The 26,970-nt window shown below is 40.0% G+C and carries 23 protein-coding genes; 7 read left to right on the top strand and 16 right to left on the bottom strand.

The features are described 5' to 3' along the window. Positions 1–50: 50 nt before the first annotated feature. From ACTB00_RS04120 to ACTB00_RS04105, 4 genes are all read right to left on the bottom strand, one after another. The gene (locus ACTB00_RS04120; RefSeq protein ID WP_463298677.1) at positions 51–2,522 is read right to left on the bottom strand and encodes an alpha-ketoacid dehydrogenase subunit alpha/beta; all 2,472 of its coding nucleotides are present in this window, start codon (positions 2,520–2,522) and stop codon (positions 51–53) included. 64 nt (positions 2,523–2,586) lie between these two features. Next, positions 2,587–2,976, bottom strand: coding sequence for a four helix bundle protein (locus ACTB00_RS04115; RefSeq protein ID WP_463298676.1), 390 nt, complete (start codon positions 2,974–2,976; stop codon positions 2,587–2,589). 40 nt (positions 2,977–3,016) lie between these two features. Beyond that, positions 3,017–4,378 carry a dihydrolipoyl dehydrogenase gene (gene lpdA, locus ACTB00_RS04110; RefSeq protein WP_463298675.1) on the bottom strand — a complete coding sequence of 454 codons (1,362 nt, stop codon included), beginning with the start codon at positions 4,376–4,378 and terminating at the stop codon, positions 3,017–3,019. A gap of 100 nt (positions 4,379–4,478) precedes the next feature. Further along, a complete protein-coding gene (locus ACTB00_RS04105; RefSeq protein ID WP_463298674.1) occupies positions 4,479–5,807 on the bottom strand; it encodes a dihydrolipoamide acetyltransferase family protein in 1,329 nt (442 codons plus the stop codon). A gap of 185 nt (positions 5,808–5,992) precedes the next feature. Between ACTB00_RS04105 and ACTB00_RS04100 the strand changes: the two genes are divergently transcribed. The 7 genes from ACTB00_RS04100 (at position 5,993) to ACTB00_RS04070 (ending at position 13,008) form a co-directional block, all read left to right on the top strand. Continuing rightward, a complete protein-coding gene (locus ACTB00_RS04100; protein WP_463298673.1) occupies positions 5,993–6,709 on the top strand; it encodes a GntR family transcriptional regulator in 717 nt (238 codons plus the stop codon). Positions 6,710–7,087: 378 nt separating this feature from the next. Beyond that, positions 7,088–8,404, top strand: coding sequence for an aspartate kinase (locus ACTB00_RS04095; RefSeq protein ID WP_463298672.1), 1,317 nt, complete (start codon positions 7,088–7,090; stop codon positions 8,402–8,404). Position 8,405: 1 nt separating this feature from the next. Beyond that, on the top strand, positions 8,406–9,569 hold the full coding sequence (lysA, locus tag ACTB00_RS04090) for a diaminopimelate decarboxylase (protein WP_463298671.1): 1,164 nt from the start codon (positions 8,406–8,408) through the stop codon (positions 9,567–9,569). Positions 9,570–9,696: 127 nt separating this feature from the next. Next, positions 9,697–10,056, top strand: a complete 360-nt coding sequence (locus tag ACTB00_RS04085) for an RNA recognition motif domain-containing protein (RefSeq protein ID WP_159518358.1) — start codon at positions 9,697–9,699, stop codon at positions 10,054–10,056. A 15-nt stretch (positions 10,057–10,071) separates the two neighbouring features. After that, on the top strand, positions 10,072–10,269 hold the full coding sequence (locus ACTB00_RS04080) for a cold-shock protein (RefSeq protein ID WP_159518360.1): 198 nt from the start codon (positions 10,072–10,074) through the stop codon (positions 10,267–10,269). Between the two features lie 348 nt (positions 10,270–10,617). Then, positions 10,618–12,402 carry a DUF3103 family protein gene (locus tag ACTB00_RS04075; protein WP_463298670.1) on the top strand — a complete coding sequence of 595 codons (1,785 nt, stop codon included), beginning with the start codon at positions 10,618–10,620 and terminating at the stop codon, positions 12,400–12,402. Between the two features lie 51 nt (positions 12,403–12,453). Then, a complete protein-coding gene (locus ACTB00_RS04070; RefSeq protein WP_463298669.1) occupies positions 12,454–13,008 on the top strand; it encodes an outer membrane beta-barrel protein in 555 nt (184 codons plus the stop codon). A 12-nt stretch (positions 13,009–13,020) separates the two neighbouring features. Here the strand turns inward: ACTB00_RS04070 and ACTB00_RS04065 are convergent, their stop codons facing one another. From ACTB00_RS04065 to ACTB00_RS04010, 12 genes are all read right to left on the bottom strand, one after another. Then, positions 13,021–13,785, bottom strand: a complete 765-nt coding sequence (locus ACTB00_RS04065) for an MBL fold metallo-hydrolase (protein WP_463298668.1) — start codon at positions 13,783–13,785, stop codon at positions 13,021–13,023. Next, the gene (locus tag ACTB00_RS04060) at positions 13,782–14,288 is read right to left on the bottom strand and encodes a shikimate kinase (RefSeq protein WP_463298667.1); all 507 of its coding nucleotides are present in this window, start codon (positions 14,286–14,288) and stop codon (positions 13,782–13,784) included. Before ACTB00_RS04060 ends, ACTB00_RS04065 begins: the two co-directional genes overlap by 4 nt. 90 nt (positions 14,289–14,378) lie before the next feature. Further along, positions 14,379–17,000, bottom strand: a complete 2,622-nt coding sequence (locus ACTB00_RS04055) for a DNA gyrase/topoisomerase IV subunit A (RefSeq protein WP_463298666.1) — start codon at positions 16,998–17,000, stop codon at positions 14,379–14,381. Between the two features lie 50 nt (positions 17,001–17,050). After that, a complete protein-coding gene (locus tag ACTB00_RS04050; RefSeq protein ID WP_463298665.1) occupies positions 17,051–18,886 on the bottom strand; it encodes a DNA topoisomerase IV subunit B in 1,836 nt (611 codons plus the stop codon). Positions 18,887–19,132: 246 nt separating this feature from the next. Then, complete coding sequence (locus ACTB00_RS04045; protein ID WP_463298664.1) at positions 19,133–19,624, bottom strand: Dps family protein; 492 nt, start codon at positions 19,622–19,624, stop codon at positions 19,133–19,135. Between the two features lie 35 nt (positions 19,625–19,659). Then, positions 19,660–20,535, bottom strand: coding sequence for a universal stress protein (locus ACTB00_RS04040; RefSeq protein ID WP_463298663.1), 876 nt, complete (start codon positions 20,533–20,535; stop codon positions 19,660–19,662). Between the two features lie 62 nt (positions 20,536–20,597). Beyond that, a complete protein-coding gene (locus ACTB00_RS04035; protein ID WP_463298662.1) occupies positions 20,598–20,834 on the bottom strand; it encodes a hypothetical protein in 237 nt (78 codons plus the stop codon). Then, the gene (locus ACTB00_RS04030) at positions 20,831–21,208 is read right to left on the bottom strand and encodes a hypothetical protein (RefSeq protein WP_463298661.1); all 378 of its coding nucleotides are present in this window, start codon (positions 21,206–21,208) and stop codon (positions 20,831–20,833) included. Before ACTB00_RS04030 ends, ACTB00_RS04035 begins: the two co-directional genes overlap by 4 nt. Positions 21,209–21,233: 25 nt before the next feature. Then, positions 21,234–21,512 (bottom strand): YtxH domain-containing protein, encoded by a 279-nt coding sequence (locus tag ACTB00_RS04025; RefSeq protein WP_463298660.1) that lies wholly within the window; start codon positions 21,510–21,512, stop codon positions 21,234–21,236. A gap of 799 nt (positions 21,513–22,311) precedes the next feature. Next, complete coding sequence (locus tag ACTB00_RS04020; RefSeq protein WP_463298659.1) at positions 22,312–22,746, bottom strand: hypothetical protein; 435 nt, start codon at positions 22,744–22,746, stop codon at positions 22,312–22,314. 77 nt (positions 22,747–22,823) lie between these two features. Beyond that, on the bottom strand, positions 22,824–24,182 hold the full coding sequence (locus ACTB00_RS04015) for a sigma-54-dependent transcriptional regulator (RefSeq protein WP_463298658.1): 1,359 nt from the start codon (positions 24,180–24,182) through the stop codon (positions 22,824–22,826). A 47-nt stretch (positions 24,183–24,229) separates the two neighbouring features. Beyond that, the gene (locus ACTB00_RS04010; RefSeq protein ID WP_463298657.1) at positions 24,230–26,647 is read right to left on the bottom strand and encodes an ATP-binding protein; all 2,418 of its coding nucleotides are present in this window, start codon (positions 26,645–26,647) and stop codon (positions 24,230–24,232) included. Between the last annotated feature and the right edge of the window lie 323 nt (positions 26,648–26,970).

Genomic DNA, 26,970 nt, shown 5'->3' with positions numbered 1-26,970 from the left:
AGTCCCATGCTGTCAGGTGCATGAGACTTTTTAGATTATGAGGAAAAAAATTAAATACCGAGTTTATTCCGACGAATTGCTTCCGGCTCAGTAAAATTAGCTTTTACTACGTGCCCTTTTAGTGGAACAATTTTCTCATGAATCGCATCAATGATCCAGTCTGGCTGCGGGAAGAAAGCATCTTCCAACTCGTAAGCAGGCGTAATCCAGTTACGTGAACCAACCACCACAGGTGGAGCATCCAGCTCATCAAATGCCAGCTCGGTAATTGTAGAAGCCATTTCCTTCATGAAAGAACCCCGGGCAGTAGCATCGCCTGTAATGACGATCCGCCCTGTCTTCTTCAAGGATTCAATTACGGGTTCGTAGTTGAATGGCACCAGGGAGCGGGCATCAATTACTTCAGCGCTCATACCATATTTTTCCTGCAACTGATCAGCAGCTTCCAACACGCGGTATAGTGTGGCTCCGATACTCAAGATGGTTACATCCTTTCCTTCACGTTTCACATCCGGTTCTCCAAAAGGAATTTCGTAATAACCTTCGGGCACGCCACCTTCGTGGAACTGCTCGCCAATGTCGTAAATGCGTTGACTTTCGAAGAAAATCACGGGATCAGTTCCCTGAAGTGCTGAGTTCATTAGCCCTTTCGCATCGTACGGAGTAGCAGGGAAAACAACTTTTAATCCGGGAATGTGCGCTGGTAAAGCCGTCCAGTCCTGCGAGTGCTGTGCACCGTATTTCGAACCAACGGATACGCGGATCACCACCGGCATTTTAATCACGTTCCCACTCATCGCCTGCCACTTCGGCAACTGGTTAAACACCTCGTCGCCTGCACGACCAAGAAAATCGCAGTACATGATTTCGGGAATTACCCGGCCGCCGCACATGGCGTAACCAATGGCTGTTCCCACGATTGAGGCTTCGGAAATGGGCGAGTTAAACAAACGGTGATATGGCAAAGCCTCCGTCAGTCCGCGGTATACGGCAAAAGCACCACCCCAGTCGCGATTTTCCTCACCATAAGCAATCAAGGTCGGATCTTTATAGAAACGATCAGCAATGGCTTCGAACAGGCCATCGCGCAAACCGTATTGCTTAATTTTTGAGAATGGTTTGCCATCTTTATCAAAGGCAAAACGCTCCTTTTTTTCCAACTGTTTCACGCGTGGGTTTTCCTCCAACGGATGGTTTACCTCTGCCTCACGGCCTTCTTCCATGCTATCTGTCGGAGAATCGGAGAACATCATCTCACCAATCAATTCAGGATTTTTCTCCATATCCATCAGCGGCGAAACCTTGTCGTCGATCGCTAATTTCAATCCCCAGGTCATCAGGTCAGTATTTGCTGTATTGATGTTGCTTAATTCATCGTTGGTGGCAATTCCGGCATCAACCAGCTCTTTACCAAACCAAATAATAGAGTCAACCGCTTGCCAGGCTTCAATTTCCTCTTTTGAACGATACGAAGAGGCATCGGATGGCGAGTGTCCGCTGAAACGGTACGTCAGGATATCCAGCAATACCGGTCCGCGTTTTTCTTTTAATATTTCACGCTTGCGCGTGTACGCGTCAATCACAGCCAGCGGATTGTATCCATCTACACGCTCTGCATGCATCTGATCTCTGTTCACGCCAGCACCAATACGAGCAGCAATGTCGTAACCCATGGTTTCTCCACAGGTTTGTCCGCCCATACCGTATTGGTTGTTCATCACATTGACGATCAAAGGCAGGCCACCTTTCATATCGCCTTCCCACAATTGGGTAAACTGGTCCATCGAAGCGAAGGTCAACCCTTCCCAAACCGGTCCACAAGCCATGGAGGCGTCACCAATGTTAGCAACCACAATACCCTCTTTGCGGTTTACTTTCTTGTAAAGTGCCGCTCCAACAGCAATATCACCCGAACCACCTACAATGGCGTTGTTTGGGTACACACCAAACGGCGTAAAGAAGGCGTGCATGGATCCACCCAGTCCGCGGTTAAAACCCGTTTCGCGGGCAAAGATTTCCGCCAGCGTTCCGTAAATCAGGAAGCGAATGGCCAGTTCCTTGGTGGTTCCGTTAAAATTGGCTTTCACCGGAGCAAATGTTTTCCCGTCGAAGTGATTTTCCATCACCTCAGTCAGCTGTTCGTCACTCAGTTTGTGGATGGCGGACAACCCTTTAGCCAGGATTTCGCCATGCGAGCGGTGCGAACCAAAAATAAAGTCCTCAACACCCAAGGTGTAAGCCATACCTACAGCAGCCGCTTCCTGTCCGATAGACAAGTGAGCTGGCCCCGGGTGGTTGTAAGGAACTCCATTGTATTCACTTTTGATTTTGATTTCATTCAACATGGTTTCAAACTCACGAATGACAGCCATGTCGTGATAAATACGAAGGAAATCTTCTTTCGAGAAATTGGCTTTCTCTTCTTCAATACTTTTGTTGTATTGGTTGACAGGAATTGGGTTGAAGGTCACTTCACCAGCTTTCCTGACATCTTTCGGATCAATAAATTGTACTTTAGGCATTTTAAATCAGTTTGAAGTTATCAGTTGTCAGTTGTCAGAATCCGACCAACTTACAGACCGAAAACTATTTATACTTTTTTCCTTTTATTTCAGATTGTTTTAGATATTCAATGAATCCAAATATCATTTTTGCGATTTCATCTGCACGACTATAACAGTTCTCAAACTCAGTCTCCGTTATGTATTTCGAGTCCAATGCCCTATAAAGTTGTGATTTAACTTCAGTTGAAGATGATTTTGCAATAAACAGAAACTGGATGAACTCCTTATTTCCTCCTCTGTCAAATCCTTCAGCAATATTATCCATTACAGAACCAGAACTATTTCGAATCTGATTCACCAAGCCAAAATCACGACAAAAGGGATCTCTGGTTACCAGTGAAAATATTTCATGACAAAGTTCCCTGGACTTTTGCCACACCTTCAAATCTTCAAAACGCTCAACTGTTGCCATAACTCAAAACTTTAAACTGTTAACAGAAAACTGTCAACTGTTAGAACTGGAATATCGTTTCTTTGATGATTTCGCTTACCGTTGGGTGTGGGAAAACGATTTCCTCTACATCCTGCACGCGAAGCTGAGCTTCAATCAGAGCACAGGCACCCCAGATCATTTCGGAACAAGCCCCGCCGACCATGTGAATTCCAAGGATCTCTTTATATTTTTTTCCGACAATCACTTTACAGAATCCATCTTTGCCTTCATTTTCAGCAATAAAACGCCCTGCATAAGCCATCGGCAGCTGACGGGTTTCCACGTCAATGCCTTTCGCTTTGGCTGCAGATTCGGTCAAGCCAACGCCTGCAATTTCGGGATGGGTATAAACGACTCCCGGAATAGCATTATAACGCATCACATCTTTACGACCAATCATGTGGTTAATAGCTACTTCGCCTTCGCGACTAGCCGTATGTGCCAACAACGAAAAACCGGTTACATCGCCTGCAGCATAAACATTGGGTACATTCGTCCGACAATATTGGTCAATTTTCACACCGACCCGAGCCAGCTCCACGCCAATATTTTCCAAGCCAATCCCAGCAACATTCGCTTTTCGTCCGACAGAAAGCAGCACTTCTTCACCCGTAATTGAAAATGCCTCACCAGCTTTTTCAAAAATAACTTCTTTACCTCTCAGCTCTGTTACTTTTGCATTCAGATGATAGTTAATTCCTCGTTTGGTGAAATCTTTGCGCACAAAAGCTGCAATGTCTTCATCCACTCCGGTCAGGATCTCGGGCAACATTTCAATCACGGTTACCTTTGTTCCCATGGCGTTGAAGAAATCGGCAAACTCAGTTCCGATAACACCGCCTCCAATAATCACCAAACTTTTGGGTAATTTCTTTAGCTGAAGAATTTCACGATTAGTCGTAACTACATTTTGATCTAACCCGGGGATTGGCGGCACTGCTGCTTCTGAACCGGTGCAGATCAGCAAACGACTGGCTTGGTAATCCTTACCATCAGCAGTTAGTGTAATCACATCAGCCCGCTTTTCTTTAATAACGGCCTCAGCCATCACCACTTCGGCTTTGACGTGCTTCATTTTCGCGCCAACACCGGAAACCAGTTTGCGGACCACCTTATCTTTGCGCTTCATGATTTTTCCGAAGTCGATGGAAATATCGGAGCCTACATTGATCCCGTACTTGCCGGCATCGTGGGCATTCTCCAACACTTTGGCAGAGTTCAAGAGCGTTTTGGTAGGAATGCAGCCTTCATTCAGGCACACTCCTCCCAACGCTCTTTTGTCAAAAATTACTACGCGCATTCCTTTTGCTCCGGCGCGCTCGGCTGCAACATATCCGGCAGGACCACCGCCTAAGATTGCTATATCGAACTTGTTACTCATTTTTTAGATTTTAGATTCAAGACTCAAGATACCAGACAAACAAAATCCCGACTTCGAGATGAAGCGTCTTGACTCTCGGTTCTTAGATCTTGATTCTTTATTAGATTGTCAGGTTTTCTATTTGAGTTTTGATCTCTCTTAAGAACAGCGTCGCTTCACCACCATCCAATGCCTGGTGATCATAGGTTAGAGAAAGTCCCATCATTGGAACAAAACCATACACGCCATCACCCAAATCTTTCGGACGAGGAACAATGGTACAAACACCCAAAATAGCAGTTTGCGGCAAATTAATGACAGGCGTAAACATCTCCACGCCGTAGTTTCCCAAGTTGGAAACCGTGAAACTAGCGGCTTCAGGCTTCAACAATTCGGGATCAATATTCCCTTTCCGACAATTGCCAGCCACCGTGCTTAGCTGAGATGAAAGCCCTTCGATCGATAAATCGTCCGCATTTTTAACAGCCGGAACCATCAACCCGCGCTCGGTATCAACAGCCAAACCTAAATGTACTTTTTTGAACCAGCGCATGCTGTCACCAATAAAATGCGTATTCGCTTGCGGATACTTTTTTAATGCCCTGATAACCGCCAGACAAACCAAGTCGTTGATGGTAATATTCTGAGACACCTCACCGGCTTCCAGTTTTTTCTTAAAGCTTTTACGCAAAGCCATAATTTGGCGGGCATCAGCACTCATATGGTGTGTTAACTGAGCTGAATTTTGCAGCGACTGGTGCATTGATTTAGCAATTAACTTACGGATATTCGTCAATTTCTTCACTTCAAAGTCATCGCCATAAACCGGATTGTATGAAATAAGGTCAGCTGCGCTCGCACGCCCACCTAAGCCGGTTGTTTCTTTAGCAGGCTCCAGGCTCTCAGCTTGTGCCTTTTCCTGAGCCAGCGGAGTTAATTTAGGAATGGATTGTGACGCAGCTTCAACATCCTGAGCAATAATTCGTCCATGGGGGCCTGAACCTTTTACTTTCTCGTATGGCACACCCATTTTCTCAGCCATCACTTTGGCACGAGGCGAAATGCGTATTTTGCCTTCAGGTTTCTCATCCAGCACAACTGCTTTTTCTTCTTTTGCTGGTGTGGCATCTGATGCAGCAGGAGCCTCCTTCGGTTCTACTGAAGATCCTTCAGCTGAATCACCATCTGGACGAAATTCTTCAACACTTTCGCCACTCTTTCCTAAAACAGCAACATTAATTAGTACAGGAACTTCATCTCCTTCCTCATAAAAAATAGCCAACAATTCGCCATCTTCTTTGGCTTCTTCTTCAAACGAAGCCTTGTCGGTTTCATACGAAAACAAAATATCGCCTGTCTTCACCTGATCACCAACTTGCTTATACCATTCTCCAATGATACAAGTCTCAACAGATTGCCCCTGACGAGGCATAATTACCGGAATAGCCATAGTATATTAGTTTCACTTGTTAATACATTACCTATAATCAAAACTTCATGAAAGAACTCGTAGAGCTACACTTCACGCCACTTTTACGAAACTTGGTTGTAAACTTACATTTTATAACTTGTATTTACAAGTTGACAATTGAAAATTAATATTTTTTCTTACTTTTGATCATCATTACGCAACATATGACTGAAGAAAACAAAATACCGCAATACAAAAAGCTATACGAAACCCTGCGTCGACACATCGTATCAGGAGTTTACGAGGAAGGAAGTTTACTCCCATCAGAGAATGAGCTTTGTGCCGTCCACAGTATGACTCGTCCCACGGTTCGACATGCACTGGAAGCCTTAGTTCAGGATGGATTTATTCAGAAAAAACAAGGCAAGGGTAGCATTGTACAAAAACCACCGCAGGATATTGGAATCCTATCGATCTCAGGAACTTCTTCGGCCATTGGGAAACAATACCTACAAACACAAATAATACAGAAGCCTCAAATAAAAGCGTGGCCAATGCCTTTCAATTTTGATCTCACCGAAGCTGAAAAAGATGTTGGCTGCATCTACATGGAACGCTTACGCTTTGTGAATGAGCAACCGGTTTTTTACGACATCAACCACATTCCAAACATCAACTTACCGCGCTTTACCAGCCGAACCTTCGAAAACAAATCACTTTTCGACACCTTAAGAACAGGCTATCAAATTGAAGTAAAAGGAGGGACACAGAAATTAAAAGCAATAAAGGCAACAGGAACAGTAAGCCAGCTTTTAAAAATAAAAACAGGCGATCCGGTACTCTATATGGAACGGAAACTATTAACTAACCGCGAAGGCTTTCACATTTACTCTACGATTTATTTCAATTCGGAGAAGCATGCTATTTTTGGAAATTTCTAGAACGGAATACTTATCAAAGAAGACAAAAAAAAGTGGATGTCCGTGCATCCACCCCTAGCTGCACATAAATCTCTTGAGAAGAGACTTGGACATCCACAAAATATTTTCACCTCAAATTTAACGAGTATTTTACAAATAATTAAGATATTCTACAACACCTCGAAAGACAGTGAAATCTAAAATAGAATATTAGGGATTAAACGATTGACCTCACGCATCTCAAATCCTTCGAAACCCAATTCAACCAGCCATTGATTAATATTAATTCAAAAATAATGAATAAATATTCACTACGCTTGGCGCAACGCTTTATAAATTAGCAAAAATTTTTAATCTTTGTGCCTCGAAAAAATACGTTAAAAGATTAAAGCTCAAAAGATGAAAGTTTTAAAATTCGGTGGTACTTCAGTTGGGAATGTTGAAAATATGAACGCAGTAATGAAACTGATTACTGATGGAGAGAAAAAGCTGATTGTGCTTTCTGCCATGTCAGGAACAACCAATGCTTTGGTTGAAATTTCTGATTATCTGTACAAAAAAAACAAAGATGTTGCCCGTTCGCAAATCGGCAAACTTGAAAGCAAATACAAAAAGGTAGTTGACAAGCTTTTTGAAGCTGACACCCGAAAACAGGAAGGCCTAAAAATCGTTAAAAAGAGTTTTGATACGATACGCAAGCAAGCCAACGGAGTATTTGGCCCAATAAAAGAGCAAACAATTCTCGCTCAGGGAGAGTTAATTTCAACCGCTTTCTTCACCCAACTAATGCTTGAAAATGGCCATAAAACGAAATTACTTCCTGCACTTGATTTCATGCGGATTGACGAGGAAAAAGCAGCAGATTTACAAGCGATAAAAACCAACATCGCAAAAGTACTGGAAGAGGTTGGCGAAGCTGATTACTACATCACCCAAGGCTTTATTTGCCGTAACGAAAAAGAGGAGATCGACAACCTTCAACGTGGAGGATCAGACTACACAGCCTCGTTGATTGGCGCTGCAATTGAAGCTGACGAAATACAAATATGGACTGACATTGACGGGTTTCACAACAACGACCCCCGCTATGTTACCAACACCAAAAAGATCGAGCAGCTTTCGTTTGACGAAACCGCTGAGCTGGCCTATTTTGGAGCAAAAATCTTACACCCCCAAACGGTACTTCCGGCTAAATTACACAACATCCCGGTTCGCCTGAAAAATACGATGAACCCCACAGACAGTGGAACTTTAATCACATCAGAAACCAGCGGCAGCGGGATTAAAGCTGTTGCTGCAAAAGATGGCATCACTGCCATCAAAATCAAGTCCGACCGAATGTTGATGGCCTATGGTTTCCTGAAAAGTGTTTTTGAAATTTTTGAATTTTTCAAAACACCGATTGACATGATTTCTACTTCGGAGGTTGCCGTTTCACTGACCATTGACAACACCCGGAAATTGAAAGACATTATTAAGGAATTGAAAGAATATGGTGAAGTTCAAATTGATGAAAACCAAACCATCATTTGCATTGTTGGTGATATCATTGCCGAAGAGCGTGGTTTTGCTGCCAAAGTATTTGACGCACTGGAAGGTATCCCCATTCGTATGATTTCATATGGTGGAAGCCGTCACAATATTTCTTTACTGGTTTCAACAAATCACAAGCAAGAAACGCTTCAGGCTATTAGTGATAACCTGTTGGAAAATTAAAATGATCGATCCTAAAACAATCAGCCAGTTTCAAAAGCTGGAGACTCCGTTTTACTATTACGACCTGGATTTGTTGCACAAAACATTGTCGAAAATTAAAAGCGAAAGCGAAAAGTATGGCTATCATGTTCACTATGCGGTAAAGGCCAATGCAAATGACAAGGTACTGGAGACAATATTTTCGCAGAATTTAGGAGCTGATTGTGTTAGTGGAAACGAAATTATAAAAGCCAGGGCTCATGGAGTTCCTGGCTCTAAAATAGCGTTTGCCGGTGTTGGAAAAACAGACAAGGAAATAACAACAGCTCTGCAAAACGATATTTTCAGCTTTAATTGCGAATCGATTCCCGAAATTGAAGTTATCAACGAACTGGCGGGAAAAATGGGCAAACTTGCCCCAATAGCCATTCGCATCAATCCCAACGTCGATCCAAAAACACACAAATATATTACCACCGGATTAAACGAAAACAAGTTCGGAGTTAACCATTGGGATTTTGAAAAACTCAGCAAGTTGATCCCATCGTTTAATCACATCAAATTCACCGGACTACATTTTCATATTGGCTCACAAATCACCGACATCTGCGTATTCAAAGAGCTGAGTCAGAAAATCAATACCATTTCGAAATGGTTCGAAGATCAAGGATTCAACCTGCAGCATATTAATGTTGGCGGAGGCCTGGGTATTGACTACGAAAATCCAACATCCAATCCATTCTCTGATTTTAAAGCCTACTTTAAAGCTTTTAACGATCACCTTAAATTGAAGCCAAATCAGGAATTGCATGTCGAACTAGGCCGATCAGTTGTGGGACAGTGCGGACATTTAATTACCAAAGTCCTCTATGTCAAAAAAGGGCTAAACATCAAATTCCTGATTACAGATGCTGGAATGACTGAACTCATTCGTCCGATGCTTTATCAGGCAAAACACCAAATTAGCAACCTTACGTCGAAGCTGCCACATCAAACTTATGATGTTGTAGGTCCGATTTGTGAAAGCACTGATGTTTTTGCAAAAGGAATTGACTTGCCGGGATCAAAACGCGGCGATCTACTTGCCATCCATTCAGCGGGCGCGTACGGTGAGGTTATGGCATCGAGTTACAACCTTCGCGACATCGTAAAATCATATACTGACATTGAGCTAACACAGTCATAGCCTTGTCTTTTTAATTGATTTTCAACGCAAAGAAAAAGGATAGATAATTCGTTTATTTTGCTCAATTAATTTTTTTAGTCGTAAAATATAGTATACATTTGTCGCTCACATATTTTATTTTTTTATTATGAACATTTTTGTAGGAAACCTCAATTACGCAATTACTGAAGATGATATGCGTGAGATTTTTGAGGAGTATGGTGAATTAAGCTCAGTAAAATTGATCACTGATAAATTCACTGGTAGAAGTAAAGGTTTCGGATTCGTTGAAATGCCTGACGCAGAAGAAGCTAAAAAAGCCATTGAAGAATTGAATGGCGCAGAAGTCGAAGGACGTTCTATGGTTGTTAATGAGTCTATCGAGAAAAAGAGAGACAACAATCGTGGTGGCGGTGGCTTCCGTGGCGGCAACAGCCGTGGCGGTGGTAACGGCGGTTACGGCGGCGGTGGTGGCCGTAGAGACAACAATTTCAGATCAAACTACTAATTCAGGAGGTTGATTATGAAAGGTACTGTAAAATGGTATGACGCAACCAAAGGTTTTGGATTTATCCTAACCGAGGATAACAAAGATATCTTTGTTCACCGTTCTGGTTTAGTCGATGCCTACGCTGGTCTGGAAACAGACGAGACTGTAGAATTTGAAGTTGGACAAGGAAACAAAGGTCCAATTGCAACGAACGTTACTAAAGTAGACTAATTCTGAGATTGGAGCGGGTACTTTAAAAGTCAGCTCCTTCAATTAACGATATTTTCACTACTTGTATTATTAAAAGCCTGGCTTCGGTCAGGCTTTTTTTTTCTAGCCCTATGGGCTACAACTATAATTTTGACTCATTTCAATATCGGGATGAATAACAAAGTAATTATATTTTTTATTTAGAATAATTATAAATACCCCCCATAAAACATAAAGAAAATATTTTCTTTTCTTTTTATTTTGCTTAATTTTGATTTAAATAAAAAGCCCTTCGTTAATCTCGAAGGGCCAAATTATTCAATTATCAATATCTGGAAGGTGCAACTTCCAAACACAAAATTTAAAGAAATGAAAAATTTATTTACGATCCTATTTTTATTCGGATTTATTGTTTTAATGGACTCATGTAATAATGACATGATAGAGAGTCCATCAACATCAGAGATTCTTAACGAATCACAGTTAAAAAGCAAAGAACTTGAAAAAACAAAAAGCGAGTACGACAAGTACATTCATAAATTTTCAAAAGCGGTAGCGAAATCGTTAAAAAACAAAAAATTCAGACATCTAATAAAAAAAGAGGCAGAAAGGAAAATTGATGGGGATTATGATATCCCTTGGAATTTATTCAATTCGAAAAAAATACAAACAGAAAACAACGATGATCTAACTTGTGAAGATTTTCTGATAGACAATATTGATGGGAATGATAAAGAAAAAAAATCGTATGATCTAAAGAGTTTTAGTAAAAAATTCAAGAAGCTACAAATTTCAGTACCTGTCAATTGTTCAAATTGGGATTCTGAAAGCTTTATTCCCGTTGTAGCTTTTCAAACTTCTGATTATTCAGAAGATGATGAATCAATCAAAGCTTATAACGCTGATGGCGAAATTGTCTTGTTAAATAATAAACAAAAACCCGATTTCCCTGTAGTTGTTGTGAATTTGAATGAAAGGAGTGATGAAGAAGGCAATATTTTGGGCTCATACAAAAGAGCAGTAAATTTAAAATATATCTCACTTCCTAGACCAAAAGCTCCTTCAAGTTTCCAATCGGAATTCACAATGAGTGGTGTATATTTAACCTGGAACTATAATGTCACTCCTTATGATGATTTTTTTGAATTACAAAAACTACAACCCGGTGGAGGATATGTCACAGTTGGCCAATTCCCTGCTGGTACAACTTCTTTCCTTGATGTAGATGCAACTAATCCCGGAAGTGAATACTATTATCGAATAAGAACAGGCCGATTCGCAGCCCCCAAGCAATACTCCTTTTATGTGACAACTCACATACAAGGCTCAAATTTAGAGCCCAATAGGCCTGGAGAGTTGTACATCGCTCATCTAGCGCCAGACAATATTGAGCTCAGATGGGGGCAACCCTCCAGCTCGTCGTATTCTGGATTCCATCTATACAGAAGACGCCCTGGCTATACTGATTATACTTTAATCGCAACCCTAAATAGCAGTACTTATTATTATATAGATAAAAGCCTAGAAGGGAAGGGTCAAAAATATCACTACTACGTAGTAGCTTTTAATGATGCCGGCGAATCAGAACCAGTATGGGAAGTGACCTACAATCCCTATCGAAATGAAAATCAGAAGCTTGTAATAACAAAATTTACAATCACCAATTACAGCAACTACGAATCATGGTCAAATGGAGGACCTGAAGTACGTTTTTCTCTCGCTGCTGCTGACTCCCCCACAGCAACAGAAACGTCCTTACTTGTAAGTAAAGAAACTATCCCTGTAATTGAAGATGGACAAGCTCCTGACCCAGATGTAAGTCAAACACGGCATTGGAAGGTAAACAACGCTGAGGGCTATTATGAAGCCTTAAGAAATTGGGATAGCAACTTTTTTGCTTCTGTCCTGACAATAAATTGTTATGAGAATGATGGTTCTTGGCTAGGCAAAGTCAACTTCAGCTTTGAAACAAAAATTCCAATAAAAATTGATTCGACAGCAGCGATTGAAACAACCCTTGGTGGGACGATTAATCTATTCGAAAGAGAATCAAAGGAAAAACAATTTGGAACTGATTGGTTGTATTTCTGGGATCCTGAAATAATAGACTTAACGATCGGAGGAGACCTCACATTGCATTTTGAAACAAGATAATTAAACCACAGGGCAAGATTGTAATTCTTGCCCTGTAATAAATTAACATTTATGAAAATTTATTTTATCTCCCTTTTGTTCGCAATCTTAACAACATCACTATCAGCACAAAAGAGTACATTTGGATTTAAATTAGGCCCAAACTATTTCTACTCTTCTGAAATAGATGACCCGATCGGGAAGTACCAGTTCGGAGCAGCTTCGAATTTTAAAGTATATAAATTTATATCCATCCAGACTGAATTCCTCTTTGTAAAGAAAGCCTTTGAAGAGCCTTATCGAGATTCCTGGGAAGTGAAAGCCAAAGGCAGTTATTTGGATATCCCCGTTTTCATCCAGTTCCAACCAATCAAACAAATAGCCATTTATTCCGGGGGACAAATCGGTTTTAGGCTTAACCATGAGCTGAAATATAACCACACAAATAAATTATATACAGCACAGGAAAGAAGTTTAGAAAAAGTGCCACTTGGTCTTTTAGCCGGTGTTTCGATTCACCCCATTGAACATTGGAGCCTGGAAGGACGATATTCCGTAGAGATTGCGAGAAGCAGCAGTTCATTAGACTTCAGAGGATGGCAATTCTTTTTGAATTATACATTCTGAAAAAAAGCAAATTTATACTGAGCGGATCTCTGTTGCCCGATGCCGCGATGTCAGCTCAATCAGGTACTGCTCCTTTAATGGCTCAAATACACTATAAGCTTTTTCAGGAGTATTATTTTCTCCTGAAATATGGCTTAAAAGAATGGTGTGCAGTTCATTACCGGCAAACTCCCTCAAAAGCACAAAAGCCTGATCATTTGACAAATGCCCAATTGACGAAGCAACACGCTGCTTGAGATGATAGGGATATCGACCATTCTTTAGCATCTCTTCATCGTAGTTGCTTTCCAGAAAAACAGCGTGACATTTGGCAAACTCACTTTTCACTTTTTCGCAAGCTTCCCCAATATCTGTCATTACGCCAACATGCTTGCCTGCATACGAAATTCGGAATGAACAGGCATCAGCAGCATCGTGTTGTTTGGCAAATGGGAAAACGGAGAATTCGCCCAATTGAAATTCAAAATTTGGTTCGAACCATCTTGGGGTATCTGGCCGAACTGCTTTGCGCATCGCCAAAAAAGTTTTTTTAGTGAGGTAAACCGGAAGGTGAAGTCGTTTACTCAAGACCCTTGCTCCACGACAATGATCGCTATGCTCGTGTGTAATTAATACGGCTTTAATTTTTGCTTGGTCAATCTGCTTTTCGGCTAAACGCAATTGCAGCTGTCTGGCTGATAAACCTGCATCAATCAACAAAGCTTCCGTCTCATTCCCCACATAGTAACAATTTCCATTACTTCCGGAGGCCAATGCACAAATCTCCAACTTATTCACTTTTCTCCTTCCATTTCAGCAATGACATCTTCAGCCTGAATATCTTTTCCTTTGAGTATACACTTGGCTTTTTGGTAAAACGGACGCCGTTTAGCCATCATGCTTTCAATAAAATCAACCAATTCATCCGGTGACTTTCCTTTGATCAACGGACGTTCTGTTTTAGATTGCATCAACCGACTGGCCAATTCTTCAGCATCAACATCTAAAAAGACACAAAGCCCGGATTGATTCATCACATCCATATTGTCAAAAAAGCAGGGAGCACCACCCCCCGTTGCAATTACTGCATTTTCAAATTCGGCAACTTCTTTTAAAGATGTCTGCTCCTTTTTACGGAAAGCATCTTCTCCTTCCTGCTCAAAAATCTGAGGAATGGCTTTAAAGTACTTTTCCTCAATGTATTTATCCAAATCGATAAAAGGTACACCTAACTCTTGCGACAACTTGCGGCCTATGGTGGATTTTCCACAAGCCATGTATCCAATCAAAAATATTTTCATGTGTTTATCGTTGTTTACTTTTTAAGGCAACACATAGAACTCGCCTCTAGTAACTATGCTCCTAATTAATAAATTTACACGCTCGTTTCATCAAAACAACGACATTTGGTTTTTATCATCTTCATCCTCATCCTTCTTTGGTCGATTGACCTCAAAAGGCACGTCTTCATCCGACTGTTCCTGCTCTTCTTGAGTCTTGTCATCCTCATCCTTGATAACAGGTTCAATCTCTTTTATGTTTTCAACCTCGTAGTTTGTCAGTCGCTTACCTCTTGCCTTATACGACTTTATGCCAATAAACTCGCAAACTTCGATGATTTCATTCTCGCGTGAGGCATTTCTCCCTCCAAATTCAATTTCCAGCCGCGGATAGTGCACCCAGGTGATGCTCACCAAACGACTATCGGGATTATCGCCAATAAAACTAATGCGACGTCCTATTATCTCATCAATCTCAAATCGCTTCACGTAATAGAATTCCTGATCGGCATCATAGTACACAACCGATAAAACTTTTTGACTGTCAAACTTCTCAATTTGAAGGATGTCCGGATCGAAATGGTTAGACAAGTCGAAATTATACAGTTGATATTCTCCATTTTTATAGAGAACCAAGATCTTATCCTCTCCCTGAAACTCTCCAAGAAATTTCCCCCGCGAATCTGAATTAAGTCGCAATACATCCGTATCGAACCAGATTTTTCGTCCACCAAGCGTTGAAACGCCTTTTTCTTTCAGGCTAATCTTGTGAACGTCATTTTTGGTAAGGATGTTCCCCATTGCCCCCCGGCCTTTAATCGCCAAGTCTCCAAAATCAACTTCAAAGTTCAGCTTTTTAAGTCGAGCCTTTTGCTTGAGGGTCACTTTCAACACTTCGGCCTCGCCGTTGGGGTTAGCGCTAAAATACCAGATCCGCGATCCTTTTGTTCCCCGGGTCAGATCGTATTCTTTATCCCGGGTCATTCCGGTAACCGCAAAGCGTTTCAGATAGAAAGTCCCCTGCCGTCCATCTCGATAAACCACATTGTAAATGGTTCGCTTGTCGTTCTTTTTAAATACAGCAATGTGTTGGATGTTCTTCCCAACAAACGCTTTTTCTGAAACCTTAGTAATAAGATAAGTGCCATCACGCCGAAACACGATAATATCATCAATATCCGAGCAATCACAGACATATTCCGCTTTCCGCAAACTAGTTCCAATAAACCCCTCTTCTCTGTCGAAATAAAGCTTCTCGTTCGCCACGACCACTTTGCTTGCTACAATATTCTCGAAGCTACGAATCTCCGTTTTTCGATCTTTGTCCTTTCCGAATTTTTCTTTAATGTGCTTAAAATATTCGATGGTGAAAGAAACGATATTCTTTATCTTCTTATTAATCTCTTCAATCTCCTCTTCAATCGATTGAAGATGATCATTCGCCTTATCCGTGTTAAATTTCAGAATACGCGCCATCCGAATTTCCATCAACTTAAGGATATCTTCGCGGGTAACTTCGCGCATTAATTTAGGCTTCCATGGCTCTAAACGTTTATCGATATGCGCTATCGCTTCATCCATATTCTCGGACTGTTCAAATTCTTTGTCCTTATAGATTCGCTCTTCGATAAAGATTTTCTCCAAAGAGGCGAAATGCCATGCCTGCTCCAGCTCCCCTTTTCGAATTTCAAGTTCTAACTTTAATAAAAGTAAAGTCTGGTCTGTATTTCTTTTTAGTATTTCGCTGACCCCAATAAAAATTGGCTTGTCATTCTCAATCGTGCATGCATTGGGAGACACCGATACTTCGCAGTCCGTGAAAGCATATAATGCGTCGATGGTTCTGTCGGACGAAATTCCAGGTCCCAGATGTACCAGTATTTCTACCCGATCCGACGTATTATCATCAATTCGTTTAACCTTAATTTTATTTTTATCGTTGGCTTTGATGATTGAATCGATCAAAGTGGTGGTTGTTTTTCCAAAAGGGAGCTCTGTAATTGCCAAGGTTCTATTATCAATCTTTTCAATTTTGGCACGTACCTTAACAGCTCCACCACGCAAGCCATCGTTGTATCTCGAAAAATCAGCAGATCCTCCTGTCGGAAAATCGGGGTACAACTCAAATTCTTCTTTTCTTAAATAAGCAATTGAGGCATCAATTAATTCGTTGAAATTATGCGGAAGGATTTTCGAAGCCAGGCCAACAGCAATACCTTCAACCCCCTGAGCCAACAGCAGCGGGAATTTTACGGGCAGTGTAATTGGCTCTTTATTACGTCCATCGTAGGACAATTTCCAATTGGTTGTTTTTGGATTAAACGCCACCTCCAAAGCGAATTTCGACAGACGAGCTTCAATATACCGTGGAGCTGCGGAACCATCGCCGGTAAGGATATTTCCCCAGTTTCCCTGGGCGTCAATCAGTAAATCTTTTTGTCCCAATTGCACCAGTGCGTCACCAATAGAGGCATCGCCATGCGGATGATACTGCATGGTTTGTCCAATAATATTGGCTACTTTGTTGTATCGCCCATCATCCATTTCGCGCATGGCATGCAAAATCCTGCGCTGAACCGGTTTTAACCCGTCATTCACATAAGGGACAGCTCGTTCCAGAATCACATAAGAGGCATAATCAAGAAACCAATCCTGATACATACCCGACAAATAGGTAATGCCATCACCCTGTTCACCCTGTTGATTTTCTTTATCTTTTTCTTCTTCTGCCACAACAATTTTATTATAAGTAAAACTTCTGCTACTTCGAATTCATTATCGGACTATCCCAGCTCATCTTTCTCAACGTAAAGATTCTCAATAATAAACTCTTGCCGATCCGGTGTATTCTTGCCCATATAAAAATCAAGCATTTGCGAAACTGATTCATGCTTTTTCATTTGAACCGGCTCCAGTCGAATATCCGGGCCAATAAAATTTTTAAATTCGTCCGGAGAAATTTCGCCAAGTCCCTTAAACCTGGTGATTTCAGGCTTTGCCCCCACTTCTTTAATGGCTTTTAGTCGTTCTTCCTCGGTATAGCAGTAAAATGTCTTTTTCTTATTTCGAACGCGAAACAACGGAGTTTGTAAAATAAATAAATGCCCTTTTTTCACCAGCTCAGGAAAAAACTGCAAAAAGAAGGTAATTAATAGTAAACGTATATGCATTCCATCTACGTCGGCATCGGTTGCAATAATCACCTGATTATATCGCAAGTCTTCCATGCTTTCCTCAATATTTAAGGCAGCCTGAAGTAAATTGAACTCTTCGTTTTCATACACCACTTTTTTGGTCAAACCATAGGTGTTCAATGGCTTTCCCTTCAAGCTAAAAACAGCCTGTGTATTTACATTGCGTGATTTTGTGATCGATCCACTTGCTGAATCACCTTCCGTGATAAAAATAGAAGAGTCTTCCTTTTTATCACTTGTAGTATTGTAATGAATGCGGCAATCGCGTAATTTTTTATTGTGCAGGCTAGCCTTCTTCGCCCTTTGTTTGGCTAACTTTTTTACTCCTGAAATAGCTTTTCGCTCCCGCTCCGACTCTTGAATACGTCTTAATAGAACCTCGGCAACCTCTTGATTTTTGTGCAAATAATTATCCAGTTCTTTCTGAATAAAAGTAACCACATGATGCCGAACTGAAGGACCTTCGGGACCAATATCTTTCGATCCGAGTTTTGTTTTAGTTTGCGATTCAAAGACTGGCTCCTCAACCTTAATACTGATTGCAGCAATTATTGATGCCCTGATATCCGATGGATCAAAATCCTTTCTATAAAAATCGCGAACAGTTTTGACAATAGATTCGCGAAAAGCCAGCAAATGCGTTCCTCCTTGTGAAGTGTGCTGCCCATTTACAAACGAATAATAATCCTCTCCATATTGGTTTCCGTGCGTAATGGCAGCCTCAATATCTTCTCCTTTTAGGTGAATAACCGGATAGAGTGAACCCGAATCAAGGTTTTCTTCCAGCAGGTCTTTCAACCCATTTCTTGACTGAAAGCGTTCACCATTATAATAGATCGATAAACCCGCATTCAGGAAAGAATAGTTCTTCATCATGTTTACCACATAGTCTTTATGGTAACGGTATGACTTAAAAATGTCGATATCGGGTACAAATTCAACTTGTGTTCCGTTAGGCTCATCGGTGCTCCCCAAATCCTTTTCCTCAACAACTTTCCCTTGCGAAAAGATAATTTCTTTCAATTGCCCTTCGCGAAAGGCTCTAATTGTAAACTCGGATGACAACGCATTAACAGCCTTAATACCAACGCCGTTCAGCCCGACTGATTTTTTGAATACTTTAGAATCATACTTTGCACCGGTATTCATCTTTGAAGCAACATCCAAAAGCTTACCAAGAGGAATTCCCCTTCCGAAATCACGAACACTCACGAGCTCATTTGAAACTCGAACTTCAATTTTTTTCCCATAGCCCATCATGAACTCATCAATTGAATTATCCATGACCTCTTTTAGAAGCACATAAATTCCATCATCAGAGGCAGTTCCATCTCCGAGTTTCCCGATATACATTCCGGGACGCTTCCGGATGTGTTCCTGCCAATCAAGTGTTCTTATCGAACCTTCATCGTAATTAGGAGTCATACTTATAGCAATTTGTCACAAATATAAAGAAAACAAAACACCCTCAGATTCCCACCATTTTGTCAATAATTAATGGCAAACGGTTGAAAACTTCCTTGAAATATGAAGTAAGACAAAAATAGCTTTTAAAGTGATTGTTTGAAAAAAAAGCACTGAGTGAAGTGCAAATTATAATCGCTCCAAATTACCAATTGGCGTAAAAAAAACCGTTGGTAAAATCAACGGCTTAGCATACTTTATAATTTATTATTTTTCATCACGCCACGACGTAAACATCCAGTAGTACTTTTCGGTCTGTTTTACCATCGAGTTGACCAAGTCGATTGTTGAAACGTCACCAATATCGTTGGCTGTTTCCAAGACATTGATCATTTGCGAAAGCAAAATTTCAAAATCGGATAAAAGATGATCAACCATCTCATCGGGACTCTGCACTCTTTCTGGTTCTTTTATTTTTGAACTATCCAGATACTCCTGAAGTGTAGCAGTTGGGAAAGCACCAAATACGCGTACCCGCTCTGCCAAATCGTCGATATTAACTTTTGAAAAGTTATAGAGCTCCTCAAATTTATCGTGCAGATCAAAAAAATCTTTACCGGTAACATTCCAGTGAAAGTTCCTTAATTTCTGATAGTGTACGTGATAACTTGATATTAATGTATTTATTTGATCAATTAATTCGGAGGTATCTTTTTTGTTAAACCCTAATCTTACAAATGTTTTTTCTTTAGTTTCCATGGTAATATATATTGTTTTTAATTTTGAATAAATAATTATTTAAAGTTGGACTCGTGATAAACCAATACAGGCTTATTGAAATGAGTAACAACGTAATGGGTTTCTGAAGAAGAGAATAGATCTTCAAAAAAGCCTTTCTCCTCCTTCATAATCACCAAAACATCCGGCTCATTCTCTTCCAGGTATTTTTGTAAGCCTTTGCTCACATCTTTCTCGTGCGAATGAACGAAACTCGGACTAAAGTTTTTAATACTGTCTTTTACCATATCCTTAAATCCTTTCCATTTAAGAATAGAATCAAAATCAGTCGTTTCCATATTGTGGAAAATGGTGAGATGTTTATTCTCGGTTCCGTCAACAATATCAGATAAATGACGCATTGCTTTCAGGTCTTCGGCATGCAGTGCCGTTGCATATAGAAAGTTACTCATGCTGAAAATCGATTTATCATCCGGCACAATAATGACCGGACAGGCAACTTTTTCGATGATGTTTGGATAACTGATTGCTCCCGTTACAAAGCCCGAATAACTATTGTAGTTACTCATAAGCAGAATAACATCTTTCTCTTTCTCAATGGTGTCATTAACCACCATCAACCGACTTACTTCTGCGACTTCTATTTCATACGGAACACTTTGGGGTATCTTTTTCAACAAGTCTGCCACCGTCTTTTTCATTTCTGCTTCAGCCGCTTCATAATCTGCACGAAACTGAGCCTCCGAGATCGCCACGTTCGGTTGGTAGTTTGGGGTGGCTACGCCAACAAACTCTCCACTTCTCATCCAGCCGAAATCTAAAACATAAACGATTTTCAGTTTTCGTTTTAATTGGTTACTCAATGCAAACCCTGACGTTATAAGGGTTTCCATATTTTTCAGCGTGTCTAATAGTAATAAATTTGTTTTCATGGCTTTTCTATCTTTACACCCAAAACCAGCATATGCCTTTTTAATGGGCTTTGTTAATTTTTTCAAGAAGAATCTAATGCTTGTTCCTTCTCTTTTTGTTTTCTGTTTTTCCTTTTCTGCAGAAACAAACCAAGAACGATTTTCATACCTGTTTCAAACGCCATATTTCGCACGTACTTTTTAAAGGCATGAACCGTTAAGGTCGATTGATCTTTCAATTCGTCTTCCAAGTAGCGAATCTTGTATTTTACTTTTTGGCGTTCTAACCGCAACTCTCCCATGTTTCTTATCTCTCTCATAATTTGACCTCCTCCTCTTCATCGTCATCTTCTTCAAACAACATGGATGAGTACTTCCGCAATACAATAGTTGTAAGCAGCTTGTTTTTTAGCAATGCAAATAAAACAGTAAGAACAACCAATACTCCGATAGCAAGCAATAAACCCGTCAGATAATCCTGGTAGGTTTGTCCATACCATACGACAAGCGCAGCGAGTCCGAAAAACAAGATCAATGCACCGCCCAGCGAAAGAATAAAATTACCGATTAAGTAAGTTGTTATTCCGGTTGCTCTATTTAGAACTGTTAGCTTAACTAAATCGATTCTAGCTTGCACATATCTCTTTGATACGTCACTCAGTTCATTAAAATTATCTGATAGGTTTTTACTCATAAATTAAGAGGTTTCGAACGTTCGGTTACTTCCCGGTTGTCGGGGTTTTGGCTTCTTTTTTAATCTTCTCTTCGACATCGTTTGTCCGCTCTTTTACCTGATCAATCATTTCACCGACCTGATCCTTCAAACTATCAACTTTTTCTCCGATCGTGTCTGTGACATCTTCCGAAACTCTTTTTACACTTTTCTGAATCTTTTTTCTTGTTTTATCACCTCTCTCAGGTGCAAATAAAACTCCAACTAAGGCGCCTGTCGCTGCACCTGCTACAAACCCTAAAAGGGCGCTTGTTCCTTTACTCATGACATTTGATTTTTATGATTAATACCTTAACTATAAATGTATATTAAATGGACGTTTTGATCTTATCAGACGTCCTCGTACTTTTTGTATTGTCAAGCGTTGTTGTCATCCTTTCGGATGTCAATGGCCGATCAGCACTTCGAATTGTTTTTAATACTCTCGCTTTATACTCGTCAGAATTTTGATATAGCTCTATATTATCGATTCTCTTTTTTAAACTTTTCATGCTTTCAATTATTTAACGTTTATTTCTACTACTGAAAAAAGCATTCCAAAAAAGAACGCCCAAAAAAAACTTCCATAATCAACTCCTTTTCAGGACAATACAAAAAGACGAACATATTGCCGAAAAAACTTGCAGTGGAGCTTGTTCTACAAATTGTAGAGATTACTTAACAGACTTTAAACACTGGGCTTTCAGAGGAAAATGACATTCAAATCCGACGATAGGGAACCGCACAAAAAAAAGTCAAGTTAACGAAAGGGTGAATTGAACGAACCGATATACCTTGTAATTCAAATCGGAAAATGAAAAACAGATAAAAAAGTCAAAGGGGAGATTCGAAAGGATGAAACTGACAGATCAGGAAATAGAGTCAACGAATTCGCAACCCCTCGCCAATCGACTAGTCAACAACACATCACCCTCATTGTTTGAACAATTCACTTAACTGCAATAAAACTTCTCTGTAGCGCAGAGAATAAGCCTCCTCAAAAAAAAAACGTTTTAAACACGAAAAAATGTATTCTCTTAGTTGAACTATTTGAAACTGGGAAAGTGTGCAACAAAGTCTACATTTCAATGAGGGGAATTGTCCACATCATTGCCGGCAATCAGCAACTCCAACAAATCAACAGGAACCGGTTTTTCCAAGTAGGCACTAACAAATGGGTATTGCATAGCCAAATCTCGTTTTTTCTTACTTGCAGAACTGGATAGAATAAACACTTCCGGGGCTTCCATTTTACCCAAGATCTGTTCTATACGATCCAGAAAACTGGCTGCGTTCATATCCTTGAATTGGATATCAACCAAAATATAATCAGGAAATTGATCGGTTAATCGATCTTGCTTAAGCCCCTGCAGATAATTAAGTAAACCGGCAGCTTTTTTAAAGTACTGTACTTGATTCTTTAAAGTCTCCTTCCTCAATCGTCCTTCTTCAACGCGAAATAAATCGGACGATCCGTCTACTATTGCAATTTTCTTTAGTTCATTTGATTTTCGTATCATACTAGTCCCCCCCTCACTGGTTACAAGCCCTGTAATTCAAATGCTCCAATATTCGTTCCATTAATCAAACGAACAAATCAGATCTCAATTCCGTATTGTTTGATTTTGTTATAAAGTGTTTTGCGGTCAATTTTTAAAAGGCGAGCAGCTTTCGACTTATTAAAGCCTGCTTCTTCAATAGTTCGGATAATTAATTGCTTTTCAAATTCTGATGATGCATCTTTTAATTTAGACTCACCAATCTCCACATCACCATTGTTCCCTGGTTGATGAGAAGGATAAACAAGTTCCTGTGGCAAGCAATCTTTTGTGATCTGGTTTTCGGAAGCCATCAGTGTTGCGCGCTTAACCACATTTTTCAACTCCCGCAAATTGCCATGCCAGGCGTATTGTTGCAAAATCGCTTCAACATCTGGGCTAAATCCCTCAATCGTTAATCCAAGCTCATCATTTGATGATTTAAGGAAGCTGTTCGCAAAAAACAGAATGTCATCAGTACGCTCACGCATTGAAGGTAGACTGATTTTAAATTCATTTACCCGATGGTATAAATCCTCGCGAAACGTATTCTGATTTACTTCATCCAGCAAATCATCATTTGTTGCAGTAATAATACGAACATCAACTCTTGTCGTTTTATTTTCACCAACCCGGGACACCGTACGTTCCTGTAAAACACGCAAGAGCCGCACCTGAATATCATAGCTAAGATTCCCAATTTCATCCAGAAACAAGGTCCCTCCATTGGCTTGTTGAAAAACACCTTCTTTGTCACGAACAGCGCCGGTAAACGATCCTTTTATATGACCAAAAAGCTCACTATTTGCTAAGTCTTTGGGAATAGCACCACAGTCGAGAGCAACAAACGGTTTGTCTCCCCGCTTACTGTGCTGATGAATAAAACGAGCGACATATTCCTTTCCTGTCCCTGTTTCGCCCTGAATCAGCACAGACATATTCGTTGGAGCAACACGCCGAGAAAGATTTATCACGGATCGCATTTTTTCACTCTTTCCCATTAGGAAGTCGCCGTCTGTATAAATATGACTTTGTACTTTTCTCTTTTTCGGCGAATTCCCTTTTAATTTCTTTTCAATTAGTGATCGAATTTCTTCCTGCTGAAGAGGTTTTGTAATGTAATCTTCGGCTCCCATCTTCATCAATTTCACCGCTTGCCGTACGTCAGCATAAGCAGTAATAATAATAACAATAGTTGAAGGTGACACTGCTTTTATTTTTTGCAACAACTCCATGCCGTCAGTATCCGGCAAGCGGAAATCACAAAGTACCAGGTCAAACTTTGTACTCTTAATAATCTCCATACCGCTTTGCCCCGAGAAAGCTGTTTCAATATCATATCCATCACTGGTCAGTTGCTTTTTTAGTATTTCGCAAATAAAAGTATCATCGTCGATGATCAATATTTTATTTCCCATATCTTTTTGGTAATTCTTATTTTTAATTTCATTCGATTGATATCGGACTACAATTTAGCATTTTCTGCTCGCTTTATCACTTCATTGACCAAAAGTACAACATCTTTAGTTATTGTTGGTATGTCGTCGAATTCTTCTGATCGCAGTGCCATATCTTCTAATTGCGTCAGTTTTTGAACAACCTGATCCAGTGAAAAATATGTAAATGAAGGAATTCCTTTATGTGCAATTTCCCCCACTCTTTTCCAATCTTCCTTGCTGAGTGCGGATTCGAAATTTTCAAGCATAATTGTTGTATTTTTCAAAAACGTGTCAATCATTTTATTGAAAAACACTTTGTCGCCATTTGCAGTAACCCATAAATTGTGTGTATCAAAATCCAGTTGATCCTCGTTTACTGTCTTTTCTTTAGCGACCATTTCCTCCCGCTCTTCTCCGGTCGATGATCCTAATTCCAACACATTGCAAATTTTGTTGTACAAATCATGCTCTTTAAATGGCTTTAAAACATAGCCATCAAACCCTTCATCCATGTATCTTTTTACATCGCTCTTAACAACATTTGCCGTAACAGCCAAGGCCTTGGTTTTATAATTTGGGTTCGACCTATTTTTTTTAACTTCCTGGATCACCTCAACACCAGTCAATTTTGGCATATGAATATCTAACAAAATAATATCATAGCCAGATGCCAATAATTCACCCAATGCTTCTTCTCCGTTTCTCGCCAGTTTAAAATCGGCTTCCCAATTAGTCAAAACCGTTTCAGCAAGCAAAAGATTATACTCGTCATCGTCTGCAAATAATATTTTCTTTCCTTTCAACAGATTTTCTTTTAAAAAGAAATGTGTTTCATTGTCCAATGCTTCTTTTCCGGTAGCTTTCTTAAAAGGAATGGTCAAATGAAATAAACTTCCTTTCCCTTCTTCACTATCCACTCGAATATTGCCATCCATCAGTTCGACCATCTTCTTACAGATGGTAAGTCCCAAGCCAACCCCTTTTCTTTTTTTATCGGGCTGAGAGGAAGACTGCGTAAACTCATCAAATATATTGGGTAACAGATCGGCAGCAATTCCAACTCCGGTGTCTTCCACTTCAAAACGAACACAAACCTCTTCGGGATCGCCTTTCTGAAGCAAACAACGCAAGTCAACACGACCTTCGTCGGTATACTTCAATGCATTAGATACCAAATTGATAATCACTTGTCGAATTCGAAATGGGTCACCAACGATCGTTTCCGGAATTTCAGGATCAACATAAATGAAAAATTGCAGCCTTTTTTCATTAGCCCGAATGATAAATGAATTGTATATCACATTCAATATTCGCGTCAAACTGAAGGGAATCTCGTCAATAAACACCTTCCCCATTCCTAACTTAAACAAAATTAGAATTTCATTGACCAGCGAAAGCAAATGCTCTGAAGAATCATTGATCAAGCGAACAAACTTTTCTTGTTTGTTATTAAGCTGGGTATTATTTAACTGTTCTGAAAAACCGACAATGGCGTTCAGTGGAGTACGAATTTCATGACTCATACTAGCCAAAAAAGTCGACTTCGCTTTTTCGGCTTCCTGAGCATCATTTTTAGCTTTTTTAAGCCTTAGTTCAATCTCTTTATCTTTCGTAACATTCTGAACAATCGCTGTTCCGCCCACTACTTCATCATAAACATTGCCAACCGGAGTCGCCCAAATGTAGTAAACCTGATCTTCAATGCGTATTTCGCCGTCAGCCATCTCCCCATTTAACGCTTTATGGTAAAAAGGGAATAGTCGTTTACTCACTTTTTCGTCAAAAGCCTCGAAAAGCGTTTTTCCGGCAAAATAGCTATTTGTTAATCCGAAACGTTCTTTCTCTCGTCCTCCGGCAAGCACATAACGATACTCCTTATCAAACAAATAAACATCTATGCCGGGCAAATTTTCGATCACAATCTGCTGATAGTCTTTGATGTCAGACAATGTGGTGTTCGCAAAATTAACCCCTGCTAAGATCAGCTCCTCTCCCGCTTTTTCAGAGAGAAGCTCCAAGCATATTGTTGCAGCCAGAGGAATTTCCTGTGCCGAATGAATGATCGTCTCAAATTCTTGATTTGTTCTGGTTTCAATCAGTCGTTTAACCTGTTCCGAAAGCAATTCAGGATCCTCAATTTTCAGCAAGTCGGTTACTTCGAGTTTTTCATTTTCTTCAGGATAAAAAAGGTGATCAAAAATCCCCGTGTACTTGTAAACTTTAAAAGAAGAGTCAAAAATAAAAATGGCCTCATGTCTTTCAGCTTCATGGCGTTTTGCATCACCATACAAGGGGTGCCCCAACTTTGTAGATTTTATCTTGCTACTTAACAAGTCGAGCAATTCATCCATTCCCATTAACGAATCTATATCAATATCACCATCTTCAATATGGTTTATAATTTGAGCAATTTCCTGTATTTGATTTTCCAGTCTTTTTTTCATTAAATGATCTATTTGGATCGCTAGTTTTCCATAAAAATATGCTTCACTCCAAGTCCTTAATTATGAAAGAACAACTTAACAACTTGCAAAGTTCTTTTTTCAATGCAACAATATAAATTTATATTGCAAAAAAGCAATATGCAGAATACTTTAGATGATTAATCAGATACCATTTATTGAAATTTCGCGTTACTCAGCAACAGTTTAGATGAAACGAGCATGTAAAAATATTCACACGCAGGAGCATGATTATTTAAAGCGAGTTCCATGTGTTGCAAGAAATAAACAATTATAAACACATGAAAAACGACGATAATGTCTTG

The sequence above is a fragment of the Sunxiuqinia sp. genome (assembly GCF_055140945.1).
Note: the sequence above shows the minus strand (reverse complement) of the source record. Positions and strands in the feature narration are given on the sequence as shown.